Below are 26,128 nucleotides of genomic sequence, written 5' to 3' on the forward strand. Positions count from 1 at the left end.
GGGCCCGCACCGATCTCGTATGACGACTGATGTTGAAGCGATTCGAGGCAGGCCCGCCGCCGCGCGGACCCCACGCCCCGGCCAGCGGTCAGCCGGCCTCGGCCTCCGCCGCCTCGTGCGCGCGGCGCAGCCGCTCGCGGCTGTTCGTAAGGTGCGTGCGCATCGCGGCGCGGGCCGCTTCCGGGTCGTGGCGCGCGATCGCCTCGTAGATGTCCTCGTGCTCGTGGTTCAGCCGGCCCACGTAACGCTCCAGGTCGTCGCCGGCAAAACGCGCCGAGTTCACGCGCGTGCGCGGGATGATCGACGTGCCGAGCTGCGTCATGATGTCGACGAAATAGCGGTTGCCGGTGGATTGCGCGATCTGCAGGTGGAACTGGAAGTCGAGCTGCGCGGTGTCGCGGCCGCCGCCCGCGCCCGTCGCGATCGCGTCGAGCGCGCGCCGCAGCGCGGCGAGATCGGCATCGTTCGCGCGCTGCGCGGCCAGGCTCGCGCACTCGCTTTCGAGGCTGATGCGCAGCTCCAGCACCGCGAGCACGTCGCGCAGCGTCGTGATCGTCGCGGGATCGATGCCGAGCGTCTGGCGGCGCGACGGCTCCAGCACGAAGCTGCCGATGCCATGGCGCGTCTCGACGAGGCCGCTCGCCTGCATCCGCGAGATCGCCTCGCGCACGACCGTGCGGCTCACGCCCTGCGCCGCCATGACTTCGGTTTCGGTCGGCAGCTTGTCGCCGGGACGCAGCGTGCCGTTTTCGATCTGCGCGGTCAGCGCGTCGACGACATCTTGTGCGAGGCTGCGTGCGCGACGGCGCGGCGCTGCGGGAAGCGTAGGCACGGACATGTGGCCGGTTCCTTTTTGAATGATCGTAATGTGAGCCGAGGGTTTACGCGGGGTTTGAGCGAAAGCCGATGATTCATTATACTGCGTCACAAGTCATCCGACGACTGATGATCGGCGCACGGATCTCCTGTCGACTCAGGTCGGCCGTTCAGCACCGCCCCGGTCCCGTGCGTGACAATCGGGCCGCGTTCGCGTTTCGCGCGCCGCCGGCCCGGTTGCCGCTTTCACCCCGTTTCGGGTTGCGTCGACATGCGGGCCTTGCGCGCCGCGCACATCGGTTGTCGAATGATCGCACCTCCCGCCGCGCGCGGCAAAGCTTTTGCCGCACGGCATCGCCCACTCTCTCGCCATCGCCGCCCATGAACGCCGTCACTGCCTCGCCCTCCCCCGACACGCCGCGCATCGTCGACCTGCAAGCGATTCCGGTCGCCGGCCACGACAGCATGCTGCTCAACCTGAGCGGCGCGCACGGCCCGTTCTTCACCCGCAACCTCGTGATCCTGAAGGACAGCGCGGGTCGCACGGGCGTCGGCGAAGTGCCGGGCGGCGAAAGCATCCGCCGCACGCTCGACGACGCGCGCGCGCTCGTCGTCGGCCAGCCGGTCGGCAACTATCACGCGGTGCTCAACGACGTGCGGCGCACCTTCGCCGACCGCGACGCGAGCGGCCGCGGGCTGCAGACCTTCGACCTGCGCACGACGATCCACGCGGTCACCGCGCTCGAGGCCGCGCTGCTCGACCTGCTCGGTCAGCATCTCGGCGTGCCGGTCGCCGCGCTGCTCGGCGAAGGCCAGCAGCGCGAGCGTGTCGAGATGCTCGGCTACCTGTTCTACATCGGCGATCGCACGAAGACGGCGCTGCCCTATCGCGACGGCCGCGGCGCGACCGACGACTGGACGCGCGTGCGCGACGAAGCCGCGCTGACGCCCGAAGCCGTCGTGCGGCTCGCCGAAGCCGCGCATGCGCGCTACGGCTTCAACGACTTCAAGCTGAAGGGCGGCGTATTCGAAGGGGCAAGCGAGATCGAGGCCGTGACGGCGCTCGCCGAGCGCTTCCCCGACGCGCGCGTGACGCTCGATCCGAACGGCGCGTGGTCGCTCGACGAGGCCGTGCGGCTGTGCCGCGACCAGCACCACGTGCTCGCGTACGCGGAAGATCCCTGCGGCGCGGAGAACGGTTACTCGGGCCGCGAGGTGATGGCCGAATTCCGCCGCGCGACGGGGCTGCCGACGGCGACCAACATGATCGCGACCGACTGGCGGCAGATGGGCCATGCGGTGCAGCTGCACGCCGTCGACATCCCGCTCGCCGATCCGCACTTCTGGACGATGCAGGGCTCGGTGCGGGTCGCGCAGATGTGCCGCGACTGGGGCCTCACGTGGGGTTCGCATTCGAACAACCACTTCGACGTGTCGCTCGCGATGTTCACGCACGTCGCGGCCGCGGCGCCGGGCCAGGTCACCGCGATCGATACGCACTGGATCTGGCAGGACGGCGAACGGCTGACGCGCGAGCCGCTGAAGATCGAGAACGGGCTGGTGGACGTGCCGAAGCGGCCGGGGCTCGGCATCGACATCGACATGGATGCGGTCGCGCTCGCGCACGAGCTGTACAAGCAGCACGGCCTCGGCGCCCGCGACGACGCGGCGGCGATGCAGTATCTGATTCCGGGCTGGACGTTCAACAACAAGCGCCCGTGCCTCGTGCGCTGAGCACGGACCGACCGGGCGGCAACGTCGCCCGGTCACGCCCGGGCGGCCGCCTCTAGCCGGGGATCACTGACCGGGCGTCCCTAACCGGGCGTCCCTAACCGGGCGTCCCTAGCCAGCCGCACCTAGCCGGCCGCACCGATCCCCCGCGCCATCCCCGACGCGGCGAACACGATGACGATCACCAGCACCGCCTGCCAGTGGCCGATCCGCACATAGGTGCGCGCACGGTCGATATCGGGCATCTGCTGCCGCCGCGCGGCGACACGCCAGCGGATCAACCCCAGCATCGGCACGACCTCGAGCAGCAGGATCAGCACGAGCGCGGTCATCTTCAGGTGAAAGAGCGGTTCGTGCAGGTAGTACGCGGTCCCTTTTTCGAAACCGCCGAACGCACGCGCGAGGCCCGTCGCGATCAGGACGAGCGCGGACAGCCCCCAGAGCGCATCCGCCTTGAACACGCCGGGCAAATCGGCCGCCTGCGCCGACGCGACGAGCCGGCGCAACGCGCGGTTACGCGCCGCGATCGCGGCAAACGCGACGCCGAACGCACTCAGGTGGATGGCAGCCAGCAACCAACGGACGATCATCGCGCCTCCTTGTCGCCCGCGTCCGTGCGCGGGCCGTGTCAGACGATTTGCTTGAGCGCCGCGTCGAGCGCGAGCACCGCGACGCGGTCGCCTTCGGTCGCGAGCGGCGTGCGCATCACGATCTGCCGGTTGTGGCCGACAGCCGCCGGCGAATCCCACAGCAGCTCCACCTTCGGTCGATTGAACAGGCTGCCGCGACGCGGCGGCACGACCGCCGGCTGCGCGCCTTGCTCGCCCTGTTCGCCCGCGGCGGGCGCCGCGCGGCCGGGCCAGCGCACCGACAGTTCGCGCGCGTCGTACTGGCCGACCTTGCGGCTTTCCATCCAGACGATCGCGGTGCGCGTCAGCATGTCGAGCGAGATCGCATACCGGCCGACCGCGAAGCGGCGCGCGGCCACGTTGGTCCGCCACAGCGGCCGCGGCCGGCAGATCCACACGATCGCCGCGTACAGCGCCGGCGCGGCGACGAGCCAGCCGTTGGTGGCCGTCACCGCGTGCAGCGCGCGGCGCCAGCCGGCCGCCCACGTGAAGGCGCCGATCGACCACACCGCGAACAGGAAACCGATCAGCGCGAACACGCGCAGCGCCTGGCGCAGCCACTGCGGCAGCGGATGGAACGGCCGCTCGGCCCGTGCGGCGGCACCCGGCAGCGCGAGCAGCAGGAAGATCAGGATGAGGTAGATGAATGCCCACGGCGACGACACCATCGCCGACAGCGACGAGCGATAGCCCATCTGGGACATCGAGAACAGCCAGCGCGCGAGCAACACGAGACCGATCGCGCGCAACGCGAAGATCACACCGGCGCCGGGGGCCGGCGCTGCGCGCGTGGTTTTCGTTCTCGCCAAGACTGCTCTCCTCTGGATATTCGTACCGGGCCGGATTTCACGGCACGGCCATTATAGGGACATTACCGTCTGGACAGACGGCCGGATGGCGTGCCGGGCCGCTTCGAAGGCGGTTCGCGCCGCCGGGCGCGGCGAGAATACAACACATCCGCGCCGCGGATGTGACGACGCCCCGCCGGAAGACCCGGACGGGGCGTCGTACGGTCGCGCGCCGCCATGCGGCGGCGGCCCGCAATCAGCTCGCGTTGACTTCGCGGAGCACCGTGCGGCGCTTCTGGCGCAGCAGTTCCTCGTAGCCCTTCACGTAGTTCTGCGCCATCACCTTCGACGAGAAACGGGCTTCGAACGCGGCGCGAACCTTCTCGCGCGGCAGCGTATCGAGGCGCTTGAGCGCGGCGACGGCCGACAGTTCGTCTTCGACGACGAAGCCCGACACGCCGTTGTCGATCACTTCCGGCACCGAGCCGCGCTTGAACGCGATCACCGGCGTGCCGCAAGCCATTGCCTCGATCATCACCAGGCCGAACGGCTCCGGCCAGTCGATCGGGAACAGCAGCGCGTGCGCGTTGCCGAGGAATTCGGTCTTTTCGGCTTCGCTGATTTCACCGATGTACTCGACGTGCGGCAGCGCGAACAGCGGCTTGATCTTCTCTTCGTAGTACGCGCGGTCGGCCTTGTCGAGCTTCGCGGCGATCTTGATCGGCAGGCCGGCCTGCTCGGCGATGCGGATCGCGGTGTCGACGCGCTTTTCCGGCGAGATGCGGCCGAGGAACGCGAGGTAGCTCGGCTTCACGTTCGGGATCGGCGTCAGCAGGTTTTCCGGCAGGCCGTGATACACGGTCGACAGCCAGTTCGCCTGCGGCAGCGGGATGCGCTGGTTGTCGGAGATCGACACGACCGGCACGTCGCTGAATGCGTTGAAGATCGGCTGCAGCTCCGGCAGGTCGAGACGGCCGTGCATCGTCGTCAGATGCGGGACCGGCTGGCGCGAGAACAGCGAGAACGGGTAGTAGTCGATGTGGCAGTGCAGGACATCGAACTCTTCCGCGCGGCGGCGCACCTGCTCGAGGAGCAGCATGTGCGGGGCCATCACGTCGCGGATGGTCGGGTCGAGGCGCAGCGCCTGCGGCCAGCACGCTTCGAGCTTCGCGGAGGTCTGCGAATCGCCGCTCGCGAAGAGCGTGACGTCATGCCCCATCTCGACGAGTGCTTCGGTGAGGTAGGACACCACTCGCTCGGTACCGCCGTACAGTTTCGGGGGCACCGCTTCATGCAACGGAGCGATTTGGGCGATTCGCATGCGTAACTCCTAAAAAATCGGCAAAAAACCAGGTATGGGTCGGCAACCTGCCGGGGGCCGGGATGCATGTCGTCCGAAAGTCGGACGAATCAGCCTGCCGGGGCGTCGAACCCGCGCTGCTCAAGGAGCGTCGTCGACGCGACAGGCATAGAACGTTTGAAACGAAGACCCGTTGACAGGGGTTCGTAAAAAACCTGGAATCGAACCCGGAGCCGATTATCTAGGGTTAATCCCGATACGGCGCACGACATTTCAAACTCTTTACTTTGTTACAAAGGCGCAACACTTTGCAACCCGCGGACTCGGGCGTCCGTTCTAGAGTGGAAGGCCGTTTTGGCGATCCTCGTTAACCCGCAGCTGCCGGCAGCGTGATTCCGGCACACGCGGCAGGACGGGATGCCGGATTTTATCTCAAAATCGAACGCGAGCCCCTGGCCAAGGCAAGATTCGCGCAGCGCGACGCGCGGCCTTGTTTACAATGCCGGATTATTCAGTCCGAGCGCGCCGGCCTGCGATCCAGCCGCCACGCTCAATCACCGAATCACCGCACGCATATTTTGGAATCTCTCACCCCTGCCCAGCGCAACGCCCACAACGCGAAGCTGTCGAGCTACGCGCATCGGCCGATCGCGTTCCTGTTCCGCTACATCCGCCTGCACCCGGTCGCGCACCTGGTGGTGCTCTGCAGCGTGCTGGCCGCCGTCGGCTGCGCGCTCGGCTCCCAATATGCGATCAAGCACCTGATCGACGTGCTGGCGACCGGGCGGCATCATCCCGGCCCGCTGTGGAGCGCGTTCGCGCTGCTCGTCGGCCTGATCGCGGCCGACAACCTGCTGTGGCGCGTCGGCGGCTGGGTCGCCGCGCACACGTTCGTCGCGGTCACCGGCGACCTGCGGCGCGACCTGTTCCAGTACCTGATCGGCCATTCGCCGACGTATTACTCGGAGAAGCAGCCGGGCACGCTCGCCAGCCGCATCACGGCCACGTCGAACGCGGTCTACACGTCGGAGAACACGATGGCGTGGAACGTGCTGCCGCCGTGCATCGCGGTGATGGGCGCGATCCTGATGATCATCGTCGTCAATCCGCTGATGGCGGCCGGCCTGCTCGGCTGTTCGGCCGTGCTTTCCGTCATCCTGTTCAAGCTGGCCGGTCGCGGCTCGGCACGCCATCACGCATTCGCGGCGAAGGCCGCGGCGGTCGACGGCGAGCTCGTCGACGTGATCGGCAACATGGGCCTCGTGCGCGCATTCGGGATGACGCTGCGCGAACAGAAGCGCTTCAGCGCGACGGTGAAGGCGGAGATGGATGCGCGCCAGCAAAGCCTGCTCTATCTCGAAAAGCTGCGCCTGCTGCACGCGGTGATCACCGCGATGCTGTCCGCCGGCCTGCTCGGCTGGGCGCTGTGGCTGTGGGACCAGGGCCGCGCGACGTCGGGCGACATCGTGCTCGTCAGCTCGCTCGGCTTCACGATCCTGCACGGCACGCGCGACCTCGCGGTCGCGCTCGTCGACGTCACGCAGCACGTCGCACGCCTGTCCGAAGCGGTGAAGACGCTGCTCGAACCGCACGGGATGCCGGACCGTTCCGACGCGCAGCCGCTGTCGGCCACGGGCGGCCGCGTCGACTTCGAGCGCGTGACGTTCGCGTACCCGCACCGCCGCCCGATCCTCGACCATTTCGACCTCCATATCGAGCCGGGCCAGCGCGTCGGCCTGATCGGCAAGTCGGGCGCCGGCAAGTCGACCGTGCTGGCGCTCCTGCAGCGCTTCTACGACACGCAGGACGGTGTCGTGAAGATCGACGGCCAGGACGTGAAGGGCATCACGCAGGACAGCCTGCGCCATGCGATCGCGCTGGTGCCGCAGGACATCTCGCTGCTGCACCGGACGATCTACGACAACATCGCGTACGGCCGCCCCGACGCGACCCGCGAGGAAGTGCTCGCCGCGGCGCGCGACGCGCGCTGCGCGGAATTCATCGAGGCGATGCCGGAAGGCTATGACACGATCGTCGGCGACCGCGGCGTCAAGCTGTCGGGCGGCCAGCGCCAGCGCATCGCGATCGCGCGCGCGATCCTGAAGGATGCGCCGATCCTGCTGCTCGACGAAGCGACGTCGGCGCTCGACAGCGCGTCCGAGGAAGCGATCCAGAGCGCGCTCGACCGCCTGATGGTCGGCCGCACGGTGATCGCGATCGCGCACCGCCTGTCGACGCTGCGCAACTTCGACCGCATCATCGTGATGAGCAACGGCAAGGTGATCGACGACGGCCCGCCCGACGTGCTGCGCAACCGTCCCGGCCTGTACCGCGACCTGCTCGCGAAGCAGCACGGCCGCCATCACGCGGCGCCCGTCGACGGCAACACGCCCACCGGCGAACGCGTGGCCTGACGCGCCGGCATACCGCCGACGAAAAAGCCGCCTTGCTTGCGCACGGCGGCTTTTTCAATTGCAGCGGGGGCAATCCGGTCAGACCTGCTGCAGATCGCGCAGGAAATTGTCCCGCCACACCGACACGTTGTTCTCGCGAAGCTGCGCGATCATGTCCGCGTAGCGTGCGCGCCGCTCGGCGAGCGGCATCGTCAACGCCTGCGACAGCGCATCGGCCATCCCGTCGATATCGATCGGATTGACGATCAGCGCGCCGGTAAGCTCGCGTGCGGCGCCCGCGAAGCGCGACAGCACCAGCACGCCCGGATCGTCCGGATTCTGCGCGGACACGTACTCCTTCGCGACGAGGTTCATCCCGTCGCGCAGCGGCGTCACGAAGCCCACGCGCGCGAGCCGGTACAGCGCGGCCAGCAGCTGGCGGTCGTACTGGCGGTGAATGTAGAGGATCGGCGCCCAGTCGAGTTCCGCGTAGCGCCCGTTGATGCGCCCCGATTCCGCCTCGAGTTGCAGGCGGATGTCCTGGTATGCGCGCAGGTCCGCGCGCGTCGACGGCGCGATCTGCAGGAACGACACGCGGTTGCGAATCGACGCCTGGTGCTCGAGCAGCTTCTCGAAGGCCCGGAAGCGCTCGACGAGCCCCTTCGAATAATCGAGCCGGTCGACGCTCATGATCAGTTGCCGCCCGCGTAGCGACGTCGCGAGCGTACGCACCGCCTTGCCGTTTTCGCCCGCCTGCGCGAGCGACGCGATCTCGTCCGGATACACGCCGATCGGATAGGCGGCCGCGCGCAGCGTCTGGCCGAACGCATGCACGCTTACCGTATTCCCGTCGCGCTCGACGTCGCCGCCCGCCTCGAACTCGACGTAGTCGCAGAACGCGCGCAGGTCGGGCTCGGTCTGGAAGCCGAGCAGATCGAACGCGCACAGCGACTCGACGAGCTCGCGGTGCGGCGGCACGTTGACGAGCACCTGCGCGGCCGGAAACGGGATGTGCAGGAAGAAGCCGATGCGGTTCTTCACGCCGGCGTCGCGCAGCGCGCGCGCGAACGGAATCAGATGATAGTCGTGCACCCAGATCACGTCGTCGTCCTGCAGCAGCGGCACGAGCTGCTGCGCGAGCCACACGTTGACGCGGCGGTAGCCGTCGAATTCGTGGCGATCGTACTGGATCAGGTCCGCGCGGTAATGGAACGCGGGCCACAGCGTCGCGTTCGAGAAACCGCGGTAATACTGGTCGTAATCGCGGCGCGACAGCCCGACGGTCGCGAACGTCACGGGCCCGCGCTCCTCGATGCGGATCTGCGGCTGCGGCGCGCCGGACGCGACCACGTCGCCGCTCCAGCCGAACCACATGCCGCCGGTTTCCTTCAGCGCGTCGTAGACGCCGATCGCAAGGCCGCCCGCCGCCGGTTCGCCTTCCGAGATCGGCGCGACGCGGTTTGAAACGATGATGAGCCGGCTCATGCGTGAGGCTGCCCCGCGCCGAGCCAGCGTGCGATCTGCTCATGCAGGGCGTCGACCGAATCGAGCCGCATGCGCGCGGACGTCTCGCCCGCGCCGACCTTGATCGACAGGCCGCCGCGCGCATTGACCACCGCGAAGCCCTTCTCGTCGGTCAGGTCGTCGCCCGCGAACAGCGGCACGCGGCCAGCAAACGGCGGCTCGTCGAGGAACGCGGCCAGCGCGCGGCCCTTGTCGACGCCCTTCGGCTTGATCTCGAACACCATCTTGCCCGGTTGCAGCACGTACGCATCCGCATAGTCGGCGACGAGGCGCTCGGCCGCCTCGCGCGCCACCGCCTCGCGCTCGGGCGCATTGCGAAAGTGCAGCGCGACGGCCGCGCCCTTGATTTCGAGCAGCATGCCCGGATGGCGGTCGACCACGTCGGCAAGCTCGCGCTCGATGCGCAGCAGGCGTTCGTCGTTGAAGCCGATGCGCTGCGTGTCGCCGTTCGCGTCGCGGCGCTCCGCGCCGTGCAGGCCGGCGATCGGCAGGTCGGGCATCTTCAGGAACGTGTCGAGGTTGTCGATGCCGCGCCCGGACACGATCGCGACCGCGCCGTGCGAGCGGCGCGACAATTCGTCGAGCAGCGTCAGCAGCGACGGCGGAACGCGAATGCTGTCGGGCGTCGGCGCCAGCTCGACGAGCGTGCCGTCGAAGTCGAAGAAGAACGCGGTATCGGTCAGGGACAGGGAAGCCGGAACGGATTGCATCGATTCGATAGTCTGAGGGCGGCCGGCACACGCCGGCCGCCGCTGCGCGAATGGAGTTGTGCGCATCTTACCGCGCCTGCGCCCCCAGATGGGCGAAACCGGGGCAGCGCGAACCTCGCGCCGCCCCACCGCGTCAACTGCGACATATTGCCCCGCTGGCCGGCACCGTACCGGTTTCAAAAGGACGCAGGCGCGCGAATTGCGCTACAGTCGCAACCGCCTGCCGCGCGACGCATGGCATCGCGCCGGCCGGTCACCCATTTCGCCCGATCGAGCCCAGGATGCCGTCTCGCCTCTCCCGCCTCATCCGCAGGTCCGCGGCCCTCGCCGCCGCCGTGGCGCTCGCCGCGTGCACGCGCGACGAGCCGCGCTGGAACCTGACCAACGTCACCGGCCACCTGCCCGACCTGTCGTTCAGGCTGACGGGCGGCGACGGCCGTCCCGTCGACGCCGATGCGTTCCGCGGCCGGGTCGCGCTCGTCTACTTCGGCTACACGCACTGCCCCGATGTCTGCCCCGAAACCTTGGCGCGGCTGATGGACGTGCTCGCGAAGCTCGGCCCCCGGGCGGACAACGTGCGCATCCTGTTCGTATCGGTCGATCCCGCGCGCGATACGCCGCAGGCGATGCAGTCCTATGTCGCCGCGTTCGACCCCGCGCATGCGCGCGGGCTGACCGGCACCGACGGCCAGATCGAGTCGCTCGCCAAGCGCTATCGCGTCGCGTACCAGATGGAAAAACGCGATCCGTCCGGCGGCTACGAAGTCACGCACAGCTCGGCCGTCTACATCTTCGACGCGACCGGCCGCGCACGCCTGCTCGCGACCGATCGCGATTCGCCCGACGCCATCGCCGCCGATGTGCGCCGGATCATCGACACCGCCTCCACGACCTGAACCGCGCCATGAACACGAAAACGACACTCAAGACGCTCGCCCTCCTCGCCGCGCTGTGCGCCGGCGCCCACGCATATGCCTCCGGCGCGATCAGCGCGCAGAACGCGTGGGTGCGCTGGCTGCCGAACAAGCTGCCCGCCGGCGGCTACGTGACGCTCGTGAACACCGGCGACAAGCCGATCGACCTCGTCGACGTCGACAGCCCCGACTACGGGATGGCGATGCTGCACCAGACGGTATCGAACGGCTCGACGCAGAAGATGGAAATGGTCGACAAGCTGACCATCCCCGCGCGCGGCAAGGTCGACATCGCGCCGGGCGGCTATCACTTCATGCTCGAGGAGCCAAAGCACGCGATCAAACCGGGCGACACCGTGCACCTGCGCCTGAAATTCTCCGACGGCGAAACGGTCGATGCGCCGTTCGCCGTGAAATCGCCGGCCAAGGCGAAGTGATGCGCGCGCGATGAACCTCCTGTACTGGCTCGATCCGTGGGAACCGTCGCCGACCGTGGTCATCGCGGTGCTCACGGCCGCCGTGCTGTTCGCGCGCGGCGTGAAGAAGGCGAAGGTGTCGCCGCTGCGGCAGTTCTCGTTCTGGTTCGGGCTGACGGCGCTCTACATCGCGCTGCATACGCGGCTCGACTATTTCTTCGAGCACGAATTCTTCCTGCACCGCGCGCAGCACCTCGTGCTGCATCACCTCGGGCCGTTCTTCATCGCGCTGTCCTATCCGGGCGCGGCGATCCGGGCGGGCATTCCGTTCCGCTGGCGGCAGCGCTTCGTGCGTCCCGCGCTTGCGTGGGCGCCGGTACGGGCGACGCTCGACGTGGTGTTCCATCCGGTCGTCGCGGTCGTGCTGTTCGTCGGGCTGATCTATTTCTGGCTGCTGTCGCCGATCCACTTCATCGCGATGCTCGACTGGCGCCTGTATCGCGTGATGAACTGGAGCATGGTGATCGACGGGCTGCTGTTCTGGTGGCTCGTCGTCGATCCGCGTCCCGCGCCGCCCGCGCGGCTGTCGCCGGGCCGCCGGATCCTGATCGTCGTCGCTGCGATCCCGCCGCAGATCGCGCTCGGCGCGCTGATCTTCTTCACGCCGCACGAGCTGTATCCGATCTACTCGATCTGCGGCCGCGCGTTCACGTGGCTGAGCCCGATGCGCGACCAGCAGATCGGCGGCCTGCTGCTGTGGATTCCCGGCTCGATGATGAGCGTGATCGGCGCGCTGATCGCGCTGCGGCACTGGCTGCGGCTGTCCGCGCGCGGGCGCCTGATCGGCGAACGGGCCGCGCAGCCTGCGGACGAGCCGCCGGTCGCACGCGCCGCGCACTGACCGCCGCGGCGCGCGTCACGCGCGCGCGCTGCTCATCCACACGTGCGGAATGCCGTCCTCGTCGTGCACGTCCGAACTCGGCGTGAAGCCGAATGCCCCGTAGAAACGCTGCAAGTGGGCCTGCGCATGCAGGCTCACCGGCGTTTCCGGCCACTGCGCACGGATATGCTCGAGCGCGCGCGACAGCAGCCCGTTGCCGAGGCCCGCGCCGCGAAACGCGGCGGTCGTCAGCACGCGGCCGATGCGCACGTCGGTATGCTGCGCGTCGGGCAGCAGCACGCGCAGATAACCGGCCAGGCGGCCGGCCGGATCGAAGGCCGCCAGATGCCACGCGGCCTGATCCGCATCGTCGATGTCGCGATACACGCAGTTCTGTTCGACGACGAAGACGGCGCTGCGCGCTTCGAGGATCGAATAGATTTCGCGCGCCGTCAGCGCGTCGAAGGGTTTCCAGCGCCAGTCGAGATCGGCGGTGCTCGGAAGTGCGGCGGGTGCGGATGCGTTCATGTGGGGTCCTGATTCGGGCGCGCCGGCCGGCGCGCGGCAACCGTCGATTATGCCCCGAAGCGCGTATCCCGCGCGACTGCCTGCCCGCACGCGAAAAAAAGCCCCGCATCGCGCGGGGCCTGCTCGTCATGCCGGCATCCGACCGAAGCGGCCGTTGTTGAAGTCCTCGATCGCGGTGCGAATCTCCGCTTGCGAGTTCATCACGAACGGGCCGTAACCGACGACCGGCTCGTCGATCGGCTCGCCGCTCAGGATCAGCAGCTTCGCGTCGCCGTTCGCCTCGATCTCGACGTCTCGGCCGTCGCGGCCGAGTTGCACGAACTGCGCTTCGCGCGCCACCGTCTCGCCGTTCACCTGCACGGTGCCGCTCAGCACGACTACCGCGAGCGTCCGCCCTTCGGCGATCGGGAACCGCGCGTGGCCGCCTGCCACGAGCCGCACGTCCCACACGTCGATCGGCGTGTGCGTGCGGGCCGGGCCGCGCCGCCCGTCGAGTTCGCCAGCGATGATCCGCGCCCGCCCGGCGCCTTCCGGCAGCTCGACCACCGGGATATCGGCGTTCAGCAGCGTCTGGTAGCCCGGCGCGCCCATCTTGTCCGCGGCGGGCAGGTTCACCCACAGCTGCACCATCTCGAGCGGGCCGCCCCGCTTCGTGAACGCCTCCGAGTGGAATTCCTCGTGCAGAATCCCGCTCGCGGCCGTCATCCACTGCACGTCGCCCGGGCCGATCGTGCCGCCCGCGCCGGTCGAGTCGCGGTGCGCGACTTCGCCGTCGTAGACGATCGTCACCGTTTCGAAGCCGCGGTGCGGGTGCTGGCCGACCCCGCGCGGCGCCGAAGCCGGCTCGAAGTTCGCGGGCCCGGCGTAGTCGAGCAGCAGGAACGGGCTCAGATGCGCGCCGTGAGACTGATAGCTGAACATCGAACGCACCGGGAAACCGTCGCCGACCCAATGGCCGCGCGGCGCACTGTAGACACCCTGGATCTTCTTCATTGCCCTTCTCCATATTGCGGCGAAACCCGTGTTTCGCATCTTTGAATAACAATATAGAGATGGAACGATCCATCCGGTAGACTGCCGAAATCGCACTCAGCGTTCCATTTCATGAACGATAAAGCGCGGGATCTCAACGATCTCTACTACTTCGTGCAGGTCGTCGAACACGGCGGCTTCGCGCCGGCCGGACGCGCGCTGGACATGCCGAAATCGAAGCTGAGCCGCCGAATCGCGCTGCTCGAGGCGCGGCTCGGGATGCGGCTGATCCAGCGTTCGACGCGCCGCTTCACGGTCACCGACGTCGGCCAGACCTATTACGCGCATTGCCGCGCGATGCTCGTCGAGGCCGACGCCGCCGACGAGGCGATCGCGCTGCTGCACGAGGAGCCGCGCGGCATCGTGCGCGTCAGTTGCCCGATCGTGCTGCTCGATTCGCTGGTCGGCACGATGATCGCCGCATTCATGGCCGCCTGCCCGCGCGTCGAGATCCATCTCGAAGCGACCAACCGGCGCGTCGACGTGGTCGGCGAAGGGATCGACGTCGCGATCCGCGTGCGTCCGCCGCCGCTCGAGGACAGCGATCTCGCGCTGCGCGTGCTCGCCGAGCGCGGCCAGTGTCTCGTCGCGAGCCCCGCGCTGCTACGCGAGCACGGCGTGCCGGCCGTTCCCGCCGATCTCGCGCGCCTGCCGAGCCTCGATCACGGCGTGCCGCAGTCCACGCACGTGTGGCGGCTGCGCGGGCCCGACGGCGCGCAGGCGGAAATCCATCACCAGCCGCGCCTGGTGACGGGCGGCATGCTCGCGCTGCGCGCGGCGGCCGTCGCAGGCGTCGGCATCGTGCAGCTGCCGACGATGATGGTGCGCGACGAAGTCGCACGCGGCGAACTGACGACCGTCCTGCCCGACTGGGCGCCGCGCCGCGAGATCGTGCACGCGGTGTTCGCATCGCGTCGCGGGCTGCTGCCCGCGGTCCGGGCGCTGCTCGACTTTCTGGCGGAGCGGTTCGCCGCGCTCGAACCCGACTGAGCGTGCCGCCTCCCACCCCATCGTGCGCTGCAGACCGCCCGCGCGTGCCGTAGACTGCGGTACGCGCAGTGCGCCGTCAGTGCGCCTTTTGACAACCCCTATCGCTTTCCCGCCATGTTCACGCTGTCCAACGACCCCACCGCCTCCAAGGCCGATCAATACGCGACGCTCGTCGAGCAGGCCCGCGCGCTCGTCGAATCCGAACGCGACCTGACCGCCAATGCGGCGAATTTCTCCGCGCTTGTCTATCACTCGCTCGATCGCCTGAACTGGGCCGGCTTCTACTTCTTCGACGGCACCGAGCTCGTGGTCGGGCCGTTCCAGGGCAAGCCCGCGTGCGTGCGGATCGCCCTCGGCAAGGGCGTGTGCGGCACGGCCGCGCAAACCCGCGAGACGCAGGTCGTGCGCGACGTGCACGACTTCCCCGGCCATATCGCGTGCGATGCGGCGTCGGAATCGGAAATCGTCGTGCCGCTGGTGGCGGGCGACGGCACGCTGATCGGCGTATGGGATGTCGATAGCCCGGTCGCCGCGCGCTTCGACGACGAAGACCGCAAAGGAATGGAAGCGCTGTGCCGCGCGTTCGTCGAACACGCGTGGCGGAAGGCGCGCGGTTGACCGTCGCTGCGCGGCGGCGCCGGCCGCCGCGAACGACACGGGCCCCGCGAAGGGGCCCGTTTCATTGCAACGCCGCGCCGCCGGATGCGGCGCGCTGGCCGCATCAGGCCGCGTCAGGCTGCGTGCGCGCCGGAAGACGCGGCGAACGCCTGCGGCGTCGCATCCTCGGTCAGCACCTCGAAGCCCGTTTCCGTCACCACGACCATGTGCTCCCACTGCGCGGACAGCGAATGGTCCTTCGTGACGACCGTCCAGCCGTCGGCCAGCACGCGCGTATCGCGCTTGCCCGCGTTGAGCATCGGCTCGATCGTGAAGATCATCCCCGGCCGCAGCGGTACGCCGGTGCCCGGGCGGCCGTAGTGCAGCACCTGCGGCTCGTCGTGATAGACGTCGCCGATGCCGTGCCCGCAATACTCGCGCACCACGCTGAACCCTTCGCGATGCGCGACCTGCTGGATCGCGTAGCCGACGTCGCCGAGCGTCGCGCCCGGACGCACCGCGCGGATGCCGGCATGCATCGCCTCGTAGGTCGCCGCGACGAGCCGCCGCGCGAGTTCGTTCGGTTCGCCGACGAAATACATGCGGCTCGTGTCGCCGAACCAGCCGTCCTTGATCACCGCGATGTCGAGGTTCACGATGTCGCCGTCGCGCATCGGCCGCGACGTCGGAATGCCATGACAGACCACGTGGTTGACCGACGTGCACAGCGTCTTCGGATAGCCGTGGTAGCCGATGTTCGCGGGAATCGCACCCAGCTCGTCGACGATGTACTCGCGACAGCGCGCGTCCAGCTCGTCGGTGGTGACGCCCGGCTTCACATGCTCGGCGATCATCGTCAGCACCTGCGACGCGAGCTTCGCGGCTTCGCGCGATTTCGCGATTTCCGCAGCGCCGCGGATCGGGATTTCTCGCTTCGCCATTACGCCACCTGCTCGATGTGATGCGCGACCGGTTCCGCCGCCCTCGCGTCGCCGCCCCGCGCCTCGGCTTCGATCAACATCTTGCAGATGTCGCCGTAGGACAGCGCCGGGTTGAGTTCCGCCAGCATCCCGACGCGCAGCCAGTGTTCGGCCTGCGCGTTGATCGACCGGCTCAGCGCCGTGCTCGTCGAGCGCAGCCGTTCATGCATGTGCTCGGAAATCTTGATGATGCCCATATATCCCCAATTAAACGAAACGTAGCTGTTTCGTATATTACGCCGCACGCGACGCCCGGGCAAGCCATTCGACTCCCGCCTCGCTCGACGAGCCGCGGCGAATGCCGTTGACATCGAATTCCAGTTTGCTGGAAAATCAATCCATCATGAAAGAATCTGCGATCACCGCAGCCGACGATACCGGCATCAACGAACGCATTGCCCGGCGCGTGCGCGATCTGCGCACCGTTCGAGGCTACACGCTCGACGCGCTCGCCGCGCGCTCCGGCGTCAGCCGTTCGATGATCTCGCTCATCGAACGCGCATCGGCCAGCCCGACCGCCGTCGTGCTCGACAAGCTCGCGGCCGGCCTCGGCGTATCGCTGGCCGGGCTGTTCGGCGGCGACCGGAACGATGCGCCCGCCCAGCCGCTCGCACGGCGCGCGCAGCAGGTCGAATGGCGCGATCCGGCGTCCGGCTATGTGCGGCGCAACCTGTCGCCGGCCGGCTGGCCGTCGCCGCTCCAGCTCGTCGAGGTCGATTTCCCGCCCGGCGCGCGCGTCGCGTACGACAGCGGCGGGCGCGAAAGCGCGCTGCATCAGCAGGTGTGGATCATCAGCGGCCGCGTCGACGTCACGTTCGGCGACACGCTCCACGAACTTCACGAAGGCGACTGTCTGGCCATGCGGCTCGACCAGCCGCTGATCTTCAGCAATCCGTCGTCGCATGCCGCGCGCTATGTCGTCGCGATCTGCGATGCATCCGCCGCCGTGCGGAGCGCGTGATGCGTGCATCGCGTGCGCAAGCGGTTTAAAGCCAACAGGAAGGAACCCGCATGAATTCCCCGACACCGCGCGACGACGTGCGCCTGATCGATTGCAGCGAGGCCGAACACGCAGCGGCCATCCTCGAGATCCTGAACGACGCGATCCTGAACTCGACCGCGCTGTACGACTACCGGCCGCGCCCGCCGGAAGCGATGGTCGCGTGGTTCGCGACGAAGCGCGCGGGCGGCTTTCCGGTCATCGGCGCCGTCGACGCGGCGGGCACGCTGCTCGGCTTCGCGAGCTGGGGCACGTTCCGCGCATTTCCGGCGTTCAAGTACACGGTCGAACACAGCGTCTACGTGCGCCAGGACCAGCGCGGTCGCGGGCTCGGCGAACTGCTGCTGCGCGAAGTGGTCCGGCGTGCACGCGAAGCGCAGGTGCACGTGCTGGTGGGCTGCATCGACGCGGCCAATGCCGGCAGCATCGCACTGCATACGAAGCTGGGGTTCGTGCACGCAGGCACGATCGCGGAAGCGGGATTCAAGTTCGGCCGCTGGCTCGATGCGGCGTTCTATCAGTTGAAGCTCGAGACGCCGGCACAGCCGGTGGACGGGTGATCTCGCCTCGCGTGGCGGCCGTCGCACCCACCGCGACGCGGCAAAGGAAGTGCCCCGCGGGACTTTTCTCGTCCGTAAATGACAAGTCTTCGCGGAGTCACCGACGGCCCGAAACGAAAATAACTTCGACAATCCTCCGCGGGTGGGCCACCGTCAAACCGACGACTGAAAGCTGGAAACCTTGTTCCGACCGGTTGCCTTCGCGTAATACAACGCCTCGTCGGCCGCCTTGATGATCGCTCCAGGCTCGCCGTCCTGATCCGGCACCCAACTCGCCAACCCGATACTGGCGGTCACGCGCCCGTATTCGCTTCCCGCGTGCTCGAGCGCCAGTTCGTTGATCGCCGCGCGTATTCGTTCAGCAGTCTGGGCTGCCCCCGTCTCTGGTGTGTCAGGCAGCAGCACGACGAATTCCTCTCCGCCGTAGCGAGCCGCTGTATCGATCGGTCGGCGAATGTTGTCGCCGATGCAGCGCGCGACTGCAGCCAGCGCATCGTCGCCCGCCTGGTGACCATAGGTATCGTTGTAGGCCTTGAAACGATCGACATCGACGAACAGCAACGAGAAAACGGAATGGGCTCGCCGCGCACGGCGCCACTCCCGGTCCAGAACCTCGCCAAAGGTGCGGCGATTGTTGAGGCCGGTGAGCCCGTCGGTGCGAGCCAGCAGTTCGAGCTCGGATTCGGCGCGCATCCGACGCCGCAGCTGCGCGCTGAGAAATACGGATAGCGCAATGAAGGCTGCGCCGAATGTCGCGACGAGTAGACCGATCGTCGTGGCGCGGCGGCGCCACGCGGCATAAATGTCCTGCTCCGCCTCTGCGACCATGATGATCAGTGGCAGACTCGGAAAATTCTTGAAGTAGTAGAGACGGCGCACGCCGTCGATCGACGACGTTTCCGAGAACGAGCCATCGGGTGCGCGCCGGAAGCGCTGAAACGTTGCGGCCTTGCCGAGATCGCGGCCGATAGTCCGGACGTCGTACGGCTGCCGCATGATCATGATGCCGTCCTTGCCGATCAGCGATATCGAGCCATGTTGTCCCAATGACAATCCGGCGAACAGCTTGTGGAAATATTCGAGGTTGATCGCGATCAGCGCGATACCGGCAAACGAGCCATCCGGATTCGATATGCGCCGCGACAGCGCAATGCTGAGCATGCCGGCGCGCAAGCGCGACGCGAATGGGTCGCTGACATAGAGCCCCACGTTCGGGTTGTCGCGATGGACGGTGAAGTACTTGCGATCGGCAAAATTGCCCTTGCGCGGCACGTCGTTGGCCGAATCCAGAATGATGTTTCCGTCGGCATCGAGCACCAGTTGGGATCCGATGAATTGCGCCGTCATTGCATGATCGAACAACACGCCCCGCCGCAGCGCGGGCGCCGCTGCCATCACGTCGGGACGTTGCAGACCATGGATCAGCGCCTGCAAGGACAGATCGTAGAGTTCGAAGTTGCGCTCGATGTCGCGCTCGGCCATCAGGCCGAGATTGCGCGAGGTTTCGCTGGCCCGCTCCAGTGCGTCATGGCGGCTTTGGAACAGTTGCAGCACGCACAGGCCCATCAGCGCGCATGCGATCACGACACCGACTGCCACAACGAAATAAGGGGCTGCCGTCCGGGGTTGCATGAATCTCCTCGCTGCTCATTGTGCACGCCCGCACCGGGCGTGAGTGCGCATACAGGATCGGCTCGACGCATTGACGGGTGCAGCGCCAAACTGACCGAAAACCGGAAACGGCTAGAGTCTATCGAACGTGAAGCGCCGACAAAACAGTACCGGTGGCCCGCTCTTCCGAGATTATTAAATAATATGAGGAAACCATGTTCCCGACAGAATATGTGAGGCCCGCCACGGTCAGCCGGCCCGTGCGGCGACACATGCCGATCAGCGCATCATTGCACCACGCTTCCACCCTCGTGCAGTTTCGCTTCGCTGTATTTGCGGTGATCAGTTATGTCGGGACTAGCACCCGCAGGCGGGCGCCCATGCTCGGCGCACAAAAAGAAAAAGCCCTGATTTCTCAGGGCTTTTTCTTTTCTTACTTGGAGGCGCGAGCCGGAGTCGAACCGGCCTAAACGGCTTTGCAGGCCGTGGCGAAACTTGCAAATTCAATGATCTACGTTGATTAGCCACTCAAATTAGCCACTTTGCGAATGATCGGCGCAGCCCCCTAGAATGGGACGTCTACTACCGGCGAGTACTCCAGATCAACCCAATGGACGATTTGGGAAGCGCACACCGCCAACAGATCTGTTTCAGCAAGGCACCCGGCCACCGCCCATCATGCACCATCGCTGCGTCTCCTGTTGCGGAGGCGCATACGGTAGTCCGGTCCTCGGGTCGATGTGGTCATACTGCCCCGTGGGGTGTCGAGCCCTCCACGCGGCTTGGTCGGCATACTGTTGCTCGATCGCGGCTTGCTCTCGTGCCAGATCGGCCTTCTGCGCATCGTCGAGTTTCTTCGTCATGGTCACGAGCCGCGCGAACTTTGGATCGCGAACATCCTGCAGGGGCGGTAACGGTGGCGCAGGCGGCATGATGAGCACAGGGCCGGTGTATTTCGGTATCGGCAACTTGGATGGTCGCCCGAACTTTGCCGCCATATTCATCTCCCACAAAGCAGCGTCCATTCCGAGCACATGTTCGTAGTCGCGATTGACAACCGCCAGCGTGACCGGCCCCGACGGCGTCGGCAATGGCTGCAGGGAAGGTGGAAGCGTCTGTCGAGCCTCGGGATAAATGGTGCGGGCATAAGCGATTGCTGCGGCGGAGTACTGCTGCAGCACTGCCTCGTACGCTTCCAGTATCTGCGCTCGACCATAGCCGCCAGGATTCTCAAACATCGGCTTATATGCCAACACTTTCTGGCTATACAACGCATTTGCATTCCGCTGCTCTGCGGCAGATCGTTGTTGAGGATCCATCGGCGCAGACGCCGATAGGGGCGCACACCCTGAAAACACGCTGGCGACAAGCAATATCCCGACTGTCGCGCGCACAAGCAACGAGCGTTGACGCGACATATCCGCGATCATCTGGTTGACCAAGGCGAGCGGCGACGAGAGTCGTGGGTTTGAAGGTGTAATCTTGTGGGCCCCTGCCATGTGCGTCCGTCTTTGTGAGATGTTAGTCCGCAGAGTTTAGCGGAAAGGTTGCTCGTACCGATGTAGGGGAAGTCGCCCACTCGCCCCTGCAGCGGCCACCTACACGTTCAGCACGAATGTCCGCAAACGAAATAGTACGGCTGCTCAAATTCTATCTTTCAATGGCGGTTCTTGGCTGAAATGCGAACTTCGCGAGAGAAGATCTGGGCCGACGCGAGCCGCCAAAGTAACTTTTCGCCTGCACCATGACGATCCTCTCGCCCGATGCGATTGCCTCGCTCCGTCAAGCACTTCGCAGACAGACTGGCTCGCACGCGAGGCCCAAAAATCCACGGCAGGTCAGTGATGCATGTCCGCCGAGCGCTGCGGCTCATGGAAAAAATGGTCTGCGCGGCCGAGCTGGAGCTGAAGAAGAACGGCTATCCCGATTCGTTCGCGCTTGACCTGCTCCGCCGCATGATCGACGGCGCTCGCTTCGATTGACAATAGTTGACTGAGCGCGAGGTGGCCAACGATCAGACGTTCCCCCGGAAATGGTAAATTCATACGAAAACCAAACCTACGAGAGAACATATGGCCAGAGCCATGATCTGCGTCGGCGATACGACGACGCATGGCGGCCGCGTGCTGGAGGGCAGCGCGACCTCGACCATTGATGGAAAGCCCGTTGCCGGCGTCGGACACAAGGTACTTTGCCCGCAGTGCAAGGGGGTCTTTCCGACCCTGCCGACGGGGCGGCAATACTCGCACACGTTCGACGGACGAGAAACCGCCGTCGAGGGCATGAAAACCGCGTGCGGAGCGACGTTGATCGCCTCGCAGTCGTCCGCGACATTCGACGACGTCGGATCAGGCGAAGCGACGTCGGGCGGCGCAGTCGCAGCTGTCGCAGCCGCGGCTGCAGCGCTTGCCCCCTCGCCGACGCTCTGTCTCGAATGCCTGAAAGCCGCGGCCGAGAATGCCGCGACGATGATCGCGCGCGGATAGCCCATGACCGGAAATTCGATCGAGGCTTACTTCATCAAGCGTCAACAGCAGTTGACCATGCAGGTGCATCTGTACGCCCTTGTCGATGGCCTTCTGTACGCTGATGCGGCCGGCGGTTCATCGCCCCAACGATCGCAGTCGGCCATAGCCGTATTCGACGGCACGCAGGACGCGTCACTCGCAGACGCTGGGCCATGGCTGTTTGCGTACGAGACGGCCGCTGGCAATATTCGGCGAACCCTCTCCACCATGGCCAGCAGCTCCACCGGTGTGTCGTGGCTGATCAGCGCATATCCGATCGAATCACTCGCTGACGAGCTGCGCGGCCGGCTCGACGTACGCTTGCCGGATGGAAGCACTGCCCTGCTCCGCTTCTACGATGCCCGAATCATGGCCGACGTGGCTTCGCTGATGGAATTCACGCAGCGCATGCAGTTCTTCGTGCCGACATTCGACTGGCTTGTCGAAGTAAATGGAATACTCAGGGGAGTACACCCGCATGCTTGAGCTGACCAGCGAACAGATCGCCGGCCTTGCCGAGATCGACGCGCGCGGATACGTCGAGCGCGTCAGGCAGGATCTTGTCAAAGCCGATCCCAAACTTGCCGACGACAACACTCTGTCAACGCGTCTATGGAACGCATACAACGCCGCGCGTCAACTCGGCATCCATGCAGATGAAAACGTGGAAGCGTTTCTGCGAATCGAAGCGTACGCGCCTAGCTTCTACACGAAGCCCGCCACGCACGCGTGGCTCACACGTCCAGGCCGATCACCAGACGAACGATTTCACGACTACTTGCGCGTCATAAAGTGGCGCGTCGAACATCCGGAATACAACGGGGGGTTTGAGCATGGGAGCAGCACTTCCACTACTGGAGGGGGTATTGGCGGAGCTTGGGCCGGTCTTGGCGCGCGCTGGCGCCGCCTTATTGGGAGGGATCGGACTGGCGGGAACGGCGAGCCTGTCTAGCGACACGACGAAGGATGAGAGCAAGGCCAAGACCGACGCCAAGGCTGTCCCGCGCACGGGGGAAAAATGCAAAAAATGCCCGCCTGAAGAGACTGGGGCCGCGGAAAACAAAAAGCACAACATGTCGCCTCGCTCCCGCAAGTATCAAGGGCGGATAACCGGGCGGCCGTACAGCATCGAAGAAGGATGGAACGAAGAGTGGGTTTGGCTCGGCACTGAGTTTGACGGGTTCGTACCAGCAGAATGCCTGCTTCAAGAAGCGAAGTCACACTATGCTCAGTTCCTTAGACGAAACGACGAAGGCGAGATGAAGGCGCAAACGTGGTTCGAGGGATACGAATCTCTGTTTAGCCAACTGAATACCCAAGCGAAGAAGGTGAATATGAACCCACCGGCCCGCTTGAAGTGGTTCTTCGAAGAAGCCGAATTGCGCGAGTACATGCTCCCAGCCTTGATCGAGAATAAAGTAGCATCCGTCTGGCAACCTTAACCGCGACGATCATGGATATCAGACTGAAATTCAAGGATGACTCACTTGAGCCGACCAACTTCGCTGAAGTCTTGTCACGCATTCAAGTCGTCACACATGCGCTCGCCGAGATCGAGCCGACGATCAATCAATGGTATGCACGCGGGCAGAGCCGAGAGGAAGCACGGCTATATCAGGCATTCGACGATGGCTCACCATCGACCGCCATTCTCGCTGTACTGAAACACAAGTTTGGCGATCATCCGGATGCAACATACGTGAGCCTTTGGGACGGTAACGAGGACATCAACGAAGGCACAACCATTTCGTGCCATCTCAACGAACCGGGCTACGTCAACACGTTCGAACTTTCTCTGTCGAACAAGACGATTCTCAGCAATCTGGATTCAGTGTTGAAAATCGTTCGTGCTGCTACGGCTGCATTCAAACCCGCATACGCCGCTGTCGGCCCGAGAAGCTACGCGGCACGACAGGTGTTTGACGACAAGCCCGGCGTCGGCTGGATGATCTACCTGCCCACCGTGATTACGCAGCAGCAGGTCCCCGAGGCACGCGAAGTGGTGGCCACGCCTGAGCCCGGAAAGAACCAAACCGGCACCATCATCGTCAGCACTACCGACGCACCGTTCTCGACGAAGAACCCCGAGCACATCGAAGCTGCTAACCGCATCGAGATCCGACTCGTGGAGCAAGATCTCCTTCCCGCTTTCGACGATCTGTAAGCGCGGTGTCGGCACGATGTTTCGCGCCGACACCTTCGACTAGAACAGACCCACGGGCTGCGCTGCGTCGTCCCAGTTGAAAATAATCAGTTCGTTTCGCTCGACACCCCTCCCACCGCCGACCGTGTATTGAATCGGCACGGTCTCGATGTGAAATCCGTCGAACACGCGCCGAATGTCCGGATGGTCATTGAGGCTCACGATCGCGCGCCCTTTGATCGACCGCAGCCGTTGCGCCATCTTCTCGTACTCGCCGAACGGAAACGGCACGCCATACCCTTCCGTCTCGTAATACGGTGGATCGAGGTAGAACAGTGTGTGCGGTCGGTCATATCGATCGATACACGCGGCCCAATCCAGCCTCTCGATATACGCGTTCGCGAGCCGCAAGTGAGCCGCCGACAATTCTTCTTCAAGCCGCAACAGGTTCAGGCCCGGCGGATGTTCGGTTCGCGTCCCGAAAGTTTGCCCCTCCAACTTCCCGCCAAAGCAACTTTTCTGCAGGTAATAGAACCTCGCAGCACGCTGGATATCGGTGAGGGTTTCCGGGATCGTCTGCTTCAACCACTCGAACACGCTTGGTTGCCATGCGCTAATGCGAACTCACCTATACGGCCAAAGAGCCGACTTAGGCGTGGTTACGCGTGTTTCTTGAGTGGTTAGAGGCGACTTTGTACCACTCTAGGCAACTCTATTACAAGAATGAAAGCGCCGCAGAAAAAAGAAAAGCCCTGATTTCTCAGGGCTTTATCTCGTTCTACTTGGAGGCGCGAGCCGGAGTCGAACCGGCCTAAACGGCTTTGCAGGCCGCTGCATAACCGCTTTGCTATCGCGCCAAAAGCGGACTGTCCGGATGCCGTGAGGCAAGCGACAGATTTTTATTCGAGGACCGGAAGTCCATCAAATAAAAAGGGAAGCGTGGCTTCCCATGACTTGGAGCGGGAGACGAGTCTCGAACTCGCGACCTCAACCTTGGCAAGGTTGCGCTCTACCAACTGAGCTACTCCCGCATTGTCCTGCATCTGCAGCGCTTCGCCGTACCACACGCTGCCGGAAAAATCTGGAGCGGGAGACGAGTCTCGAACTCGCGACCTCAACCTTGGCAAGGTTGCGCTCTACCAACTGAGCTACTCCCGCATGTGTCCTGCATCTGCAGCGCTTCGCCGTACCACGCGCTGCCAGAAAAATCTGGAGCGGGAGACGAGTCTCGAACTCGCGACCTCAACCTTGGCAAGGTTGCGCTCTACCAACTGAGCTACTCCCGCGTATTGCTGCACTACTGCTTCTCCGTCACACATTCACTTCGTCGTGCAGCGGAGAAGCGAGATTATGTCGAAGGCACATTCGTATGTCAAGGGCTTTTCCAGCCCTTTTTACAAAAACCGCTGCCACCGAGACTGCGCGGAGGCAGACGCGCAGAGGCGACGCGGGTCACGCGCCGCCGCGCTCGCGAATCTGCGGCCACGCGAGCTTCATGTAGTACAGCATCGACCAGATCGTCAGCACCGCCGCGAGATACATCAGCCACTCGCCCCACACGCGCGTATCGATCGTCACGACGCCGAGCGGCAGCGGCCCGTAGAACAGCAGCATCGGAATCGCGACCATCTGGCACGCGGTCTTGAACTTGCCGAGCTGGTTCACCGCGACGCTCTTCGACGCGCCGATCTGCGCCATCCATTCGCGCAGCGCCGAAATCGCGATCTCGCGACCGACGATCACGAGCGCGATCGCCGCGTCGACCCGCGATATCTGCACGAGGATCAGCAGCGCGGCCGTCACCATCAGCTTGTCCGCCACCGGGTCGAGAAATGCGCCGAACGACGACGTCTGGTTCCACTTGCGGGCGAGGAATCCGTCGAACCAGTCGGTCAGCGCGGCGAGGATGAAGATCGCCGCCGCCGCGAGATTGCGGTGCGCGCCGCCCATCACCGTGTCCGGCAGATAGAACACGCCGACGACGAGCGGAATCAGCACGATCCGTACCCACGTCAGGAAAATCGGGAAATTGAACGGCATGGCATGCGGGACAGTAAAGGATTCGCAATTGTGCCGTGT

Annotated in this window: 28 protein-coding genes, 4 tRNA genes and 1 pseudogene; 15 read left to right on the plus strand and 18 right to left on the minus strand. The window is 65.5% G+C overall.

From position 1 onward, the window contains the following. Positions 1-88: 88 nt before the first annotated feature. Positions 89-838 carry a FadR/GntR family transcriptional regulator gene (locus C5F75_RS13240; RefSeq protein WP_011544971.1) on the minus strand — a complete coding sequence of 250 codons (750 nt, stop codon included), beginning with the start codon at positions 836-838 and terminating at the stop codon, positions 89-91. A gap of 359 nt (positions 839-1,197) precedes the next feature. Between C5F75_RS13240 and gudD the strand changes: the two genes are divergently transcribed. Beyond that, positions 1,198-2,550, plus strand: a complete 1,353-nt coding sequence (gene gudD, locus C5F75_RS13250) for a glucarate dehydratase (RefSeq protein WP_099316213.1) — start codon at positions 1,198-1,200, stop codon at positions 2,548-2,550. A 122-nt stretch (positions 2,551-2,672) separates the two neighbouring features. Here gudD and C5F75_RS13255 read toward each other — a convergent pair whose 3' ends face one another. The 3 genes from C5F75_RS13255 to C5F75_RS13265 all read right to left on the minus strand — a co-directional run bounded on the left by C5F75_RS13255 (position 2,673) and on the right by C5F75_RS13265 (position 5,285). Next, complete coding sequence (locus C5F75_RS13255) at positions 2,673-3,137, minus strand: DUF2214 family protein (protein ID WP_059638311.1); 465 nt, start codon at positions 3,135-3,137, stop codon at positions 2,673-2,675. Between the two features lie 38 nt (positions 3,138-3,175). Further along, positions 3,176-3,985 (minus strand): hypothetical protein, encoded by an 810-nt coding sequence (locus tag C5F75_RS13260; protein ID WP_060965771.1) that lies wholly within the window; start codon positions 3,983-3,985, stop codon positions 3,176-3,178. Positions 3,986-4,220: 235 nt separating this feature from the next. Further along, complete coding sequence (locus C5F75_RS13265; RefSeq protein WP_034186533.1) at positions 4,221-5,285, minus strand: glycosyltransferase family 4 protein; 1,065 nt, start codon at positions 5,283-5,285, stop codon at positions 4,221-4,223. A 557-nt stretch (positions 5,286-5,842) separates the two neighbouring features. Between C5F75_RS13265 and C5F75_RS13270 the strand changes: the two genes are divergently transcribed. Next, entirely contained in the window at positions 5,843-7,678 is a 1,836-nt protein-coding gene (locus tag C5F75_RS13270) for an ABC transporter ATP-binding protein (RefSeq protein WP_104012346.1), read from the plus strand. A 78-nt stretch (positions 7,679-7,756) separates the two neighbouring features. Here C5F75_RS13270 and otsA read toward each other — a convergent pair whose 3' ends face one another. Further along, the gene (otsA, locus tag C5F75_RS13275) at positions 7,757-9,142 is read right to left on the minus strand and encodes an alpha,alpha-trehalose-phosphate synthase (UDP-forming) (RefSeq protein WP_059573978.1); all 1,386 of its coding nucleotides are present in this window, start codon (positions 9,140-9,142) and stop codon (positions 7,757-7,759) included. After that, positions 9,139-9,891: a trehalose-phosphatase gene (gene otsB / locus C5F75_RS13280; protein WP_059573979.1), complete on the minus strand. Its 753-nt coding sequence runs from the start codon at positions 9,889-9,891 to the stop codon at positions 9,139-9,141. The genes otsA and otsB overlap by 4 nt, the downstream gene beginning before the upstream one ends. 281 nt (positions 9,892-10,172) lie before the next feature. On the opposite strand from otsB, the gene C5F75_RS13285 reads away from it, so the two are divergent. From C5F75_RS13285 to C5F75_RS13295, 3 genes are read left to right on the plus strand one after another with little or no spacing between them, the layout of a single operon-like run. After that, positions 10,173-10,787, plus strand: coding sequence for an SCO family protein (locus C5F75_RS13285; RefSeq protein ID WP_059573980.1), 615 nt, complete (start codon positions 10,173-10,175; stop codon positions 10,785-10,787). Positions 10,788-10,795: 8 nt separating this feature from the next. Next, positions 10,796-11,242 carry a copper chaperone PCu(A)C gene (locus tag C5F75_RS13290; RefSeq protein ID WP_104012347.1) on the plus strand — a complete coding sequence of 149 codons (447 nt, stop codon included), beginning with the start codon at positions 10,796-10,798 and terminating at the stop codon, positions 11,240-11,242. Positions 11,243-11,252: 10 nt separating this feature from the next. Further along, a complete protein-coding gene (locus C5F75_RS13295; protein WP_059638305.1) occupies positions 11,253-12,122 on the plus strand; it encodes a cytochrome c oxidase assembly protein in 870 nt (289 codons plus the stop codon). A 15-nt stretch (positions 12,123-12,137) separates the two neighbouring features. Here the strand turns inward: C5F75_RS13295 and C5F75_RS13300 are convergent, their stop codons facing one another. Beyond that, positions 12,138-12,629: a GNAT family N-acetyltransferase gene (locus C5F75_RS13300; RefSeq protein ID WP_104012348.1), complete on the minus strand. Its 492-nt coding sequence runs from the start codon at positions 12,627-12,629 to the stop codon at positions 12,138-12,140. Positions 12,630-12,755: 126 nt separating this feature from the next. Next, positions 12,756-13,622 (minus strand): pirin family protein, encoded by an 867-nt coding sequence (locus C5F75_RS13305; protein ID WP_059638301.1) that lies wholly within the window; start codon positions 13,620-13,622, stop codon positions 12,756-12,758. 111 nt (positions 13,623-13,733) lie between these two features. Between C5F75_RS13305 and C5F75_RS13310 the strand changes: the two genes are divergently transcribed. Continuing rightward, on the plus strand, positions 13,734-14,651 hold the full coding sequence (locus C5F75_RS13310) for a LysR family transcriptional regulator (protein WP_059573985.1): 918 nt from the start codon (positions 13,734-13,736) through the stop codon (positions 14,649-14,651). Between the two features lie 114 nt (positions 14,652-14,765). Further along, positions 14,766-15,269 carry a GAF domain-containing protein gene (locus tag C5F75_RS13315; RefSeq protein ID WP_104012349.1) on the plus strand — a complete coding sequence of 168 codons (504 nt, stop codon included), beginning with the start codon at positions 14,766-14,768 and terminating at the stop codon, positions 15,267-15,269. A gap of 113 nt (positions 15,270-15,382) precedes the next feature. Here C5F75_RS13315 and map read toward each other — a convergent pair whose 3' ends face one another. Both map and C5F75_RS13325 read right to left on the minus strand, forming a co-directional pair. Next, complete coding sequence (gene map / locus C5F75_RS13320; RefSeq protein WP_104012350.1) at positions 15,383-16,189, minus strand: type I methionyl aminopeptidase; 807 nt, start codon at positions 16,187-16,189, stop codon at positions 15,383-15,385. Next, on the minus strand, positions 16,189-16,425 hold the full coding sequence (locus C5F75_RS13325; RefSeq protein ID WP_059573988.1) for a ParD-like family protein: 237 nt from the start codon (positions 16,423-16,425) through the stop codon (positions 16,189-16,191). Before C5F75_RS13325 ends, map begins: the two co-directional genes overlap by 1 nt. Positions 16,426-16,571: 146 nt before the next feature. Here C5F75_RS13325 and C5F75_RS13330 point away from each other — a divergent pair, with 146 nt between their 5' ends. Both C5F75_RS13330 and C5F75_RS13335 read left to right on the plus strand, forming a co-directional pair. Then, positions 16,572-17,189 carry a helix-turn-helix domain-containing protein gene (locus C5F75_RS13330; protein WP_059638293.1) on the plus strand — a complete coding sequence of 206 codons (618 nt, stop codon included), beginning with the start codon at positions 16,572-16,574 and terminating at the stop codon, positions 17,187-17,189. 50 nt (positions 17,190-17,239) lie between these two features. Further along, positions 17,240-17,788 (plus strand): GNAT family N-acetyltransferase, encoded by a 549-nt coding sequence (locus tag C5F75_RS13335; protein WP_060313268.1) that lies wholly within the window; start codon positions 17,240-17,242, stop codon positions 17,786-17,788. 153 nt (positions 17,789-17,941) lie between these two features. On the opposite strand, the gene C5F75_RS13340 is transcribed toward C5F75_RS13335, so the two are convergent. After that, positions 17,942-19,420, minus strand: a complete 1,479-nt coding sequence (locus C5F75_RS13340; protein WP_099316208.1) for a sensor domain-containing diguanylate cyclase — start codon at positions 19,418-19,420, stop codon at positions 17,942-17,944. A 194-nt stretch (positions 19,421-19,614) separates the two neighbouring features. Here C5F75_RS13340 and C5F75_RS36750 point away from each other — a divergent pair, with 194 nt between their 5' ends. Continuing rightward, positions 19,615-19,869: a hypothetical protein gene (locus C5F75_RS36750; protein WP_059573992.1), complete on the plus strand. Its 255-nt coding sequence runs from the start codon at positions 19,615-19,617 to the stop codon at positions 19,867-19,869. A 180-nt stretch (positions 19,870-20,049) separates the two neighbouring features. Here the strand turns inward: C5F75_RS36750 and C5F75_RS13345 are convergent, their stop codons facing one another. After that, the gene (locus C5F75_RS13345) at positions 20,050-20,718 is read right to left on the minus strand and encodes a hypothetical protein (protein ID WP_179231716.1); all 669 of its coding nucleotides are present in this window, start codon (positions 20,716-20,718) and stop codon (positions 20,050-20,052) included. Between the two features lie 753 nt (positions 20,719-21,471). Between C5F75_RS13345 and C5F75_RS13350 the strand changes: the two genes are divergently transcribed. From C5F75_RS13350 to C5F75_RS13370, 5 genes are read left to right on the plus strand one after another with little or no spacing between them, the layout of a single operon-like run. After that, positions 21,472-21,885, plus strand: coding sequence for a PAAR domain-containing protein (locus C5F75_RS13350; protein ID WP_104012351.1), 414 nt, complete (start codon positions 21,472-21,474; stop codon positions 21,883-21,885). A gap of 3 nt (positions 21,886-21,888) precedes the next feature. Further along, entirely contained in the window at positions 21,889-22,392 is a 504-nt protein-coding gene (locus C5F75_RS13355) for a DUF4123 domain-containing protein (protein WP_099316206.1), read from the plus strand. After that, positions 22,385-22,858, plus strand: coding sequence for a hypothetical protein (locus C5F75_RS37200; protein ID WP_124657613.1), 474 nt, complete (start codon positions 22,385-22,387; stop codon positions 22,856-22,858). Before C5F75_RS13355 ends, C5F75_RS37200 begins: the two co-directional genes overlap by 8 nt. Beyond that, positions 22,740-23,348: a restriction endonuclease fold toxin 5 domain-containing protein gene (locus C5F75_RS13365; RefSeq protein ID WP_104012352.1), complete on the plus strand. Its 609-nt coding sequence runs from the start codon at positions 22,740-22,742 to the stop codon at positions 23,346-23,348. Before C5F75_RS37200 ends, C5F75_RS13365 begins: the two co-directional genes overlap by 119 nt. Positions 23,349-23,359: 11 nt before the next feature. Further along, positions 23,360-24,070 carry an immunity 52 family protein gene (locus C5F75_RS13370; RefSeq protein WP_104012353.1) on the plus strand — a complete coding sequence of 237 codons (711 nt, stop codon included), beginning with the start codon at positions 23,360-23,362 and terminating at the stop codon, positions 24,068-24,070. A gap of 39 nt (positions 24,071-24,109) precedes the next feature. Here C5F75_RS13370 and C5F75_RS13375 read toward each other — a convergent pair. From C5F75_RS13375 to pgsA, 6 genes and pseudogenes are all read right to left on the minus strand, one after another. Continuing rightward, positions 24,110-24,646, minus strand: a pseudogene (locus tag C5F75_RS13375) (DNA adenine methylase); the annotation flags it as partial. A 186-nt stretch (positions 24,647-24,832) separates the two neighbouring features. After that, positions 24,833-24,906 (minus strand) — tRNA-Cys (locus tag C5F75_RS13380). Between the two features lie 98 nt (positions 24,907-25,004). Beyond that, positions 25,005-25,080, minus strand: a tRNA-Gly gene (locus tag C5F75_RS13385). Positions 25,081-25,131: 51 nt separating this feature from the next. Then, positions 25,132-25,207, minus strand: a tRNA-Gly gene (locus C5F75_RS13390). 52 nt (positions 25,208-25,259) lie between these two features. Further along, positions 25,260-25,335, minus strand: a tRNA-Gly gene (locus C5F75_RS13395). Between the two features lie 166 nt (positions 25,336-25,501). Further along, entirely contained in the window at positions 25,502-26,089 is a 588-nt protein-coding gene (gene pgsA / locus C5F75_RS13400) for a CDP-diacylglycerol--glycerol-3-phosphate 3-phosphatidyltransferase (protein WP_011544951.1), read from the minus strand. Positions 26,090-26,128: the final 39 nt, after the last annotated feature.

Source organism: Burkholderia anthinoferrum (assembly GCF_002925705.1).
GTDB lineage: Bacteria > Pseudomonadota > Gammaproteobacteria > Burkholderiales > Burkholderiaceae > Burkholderia > Burkholderia semiarida.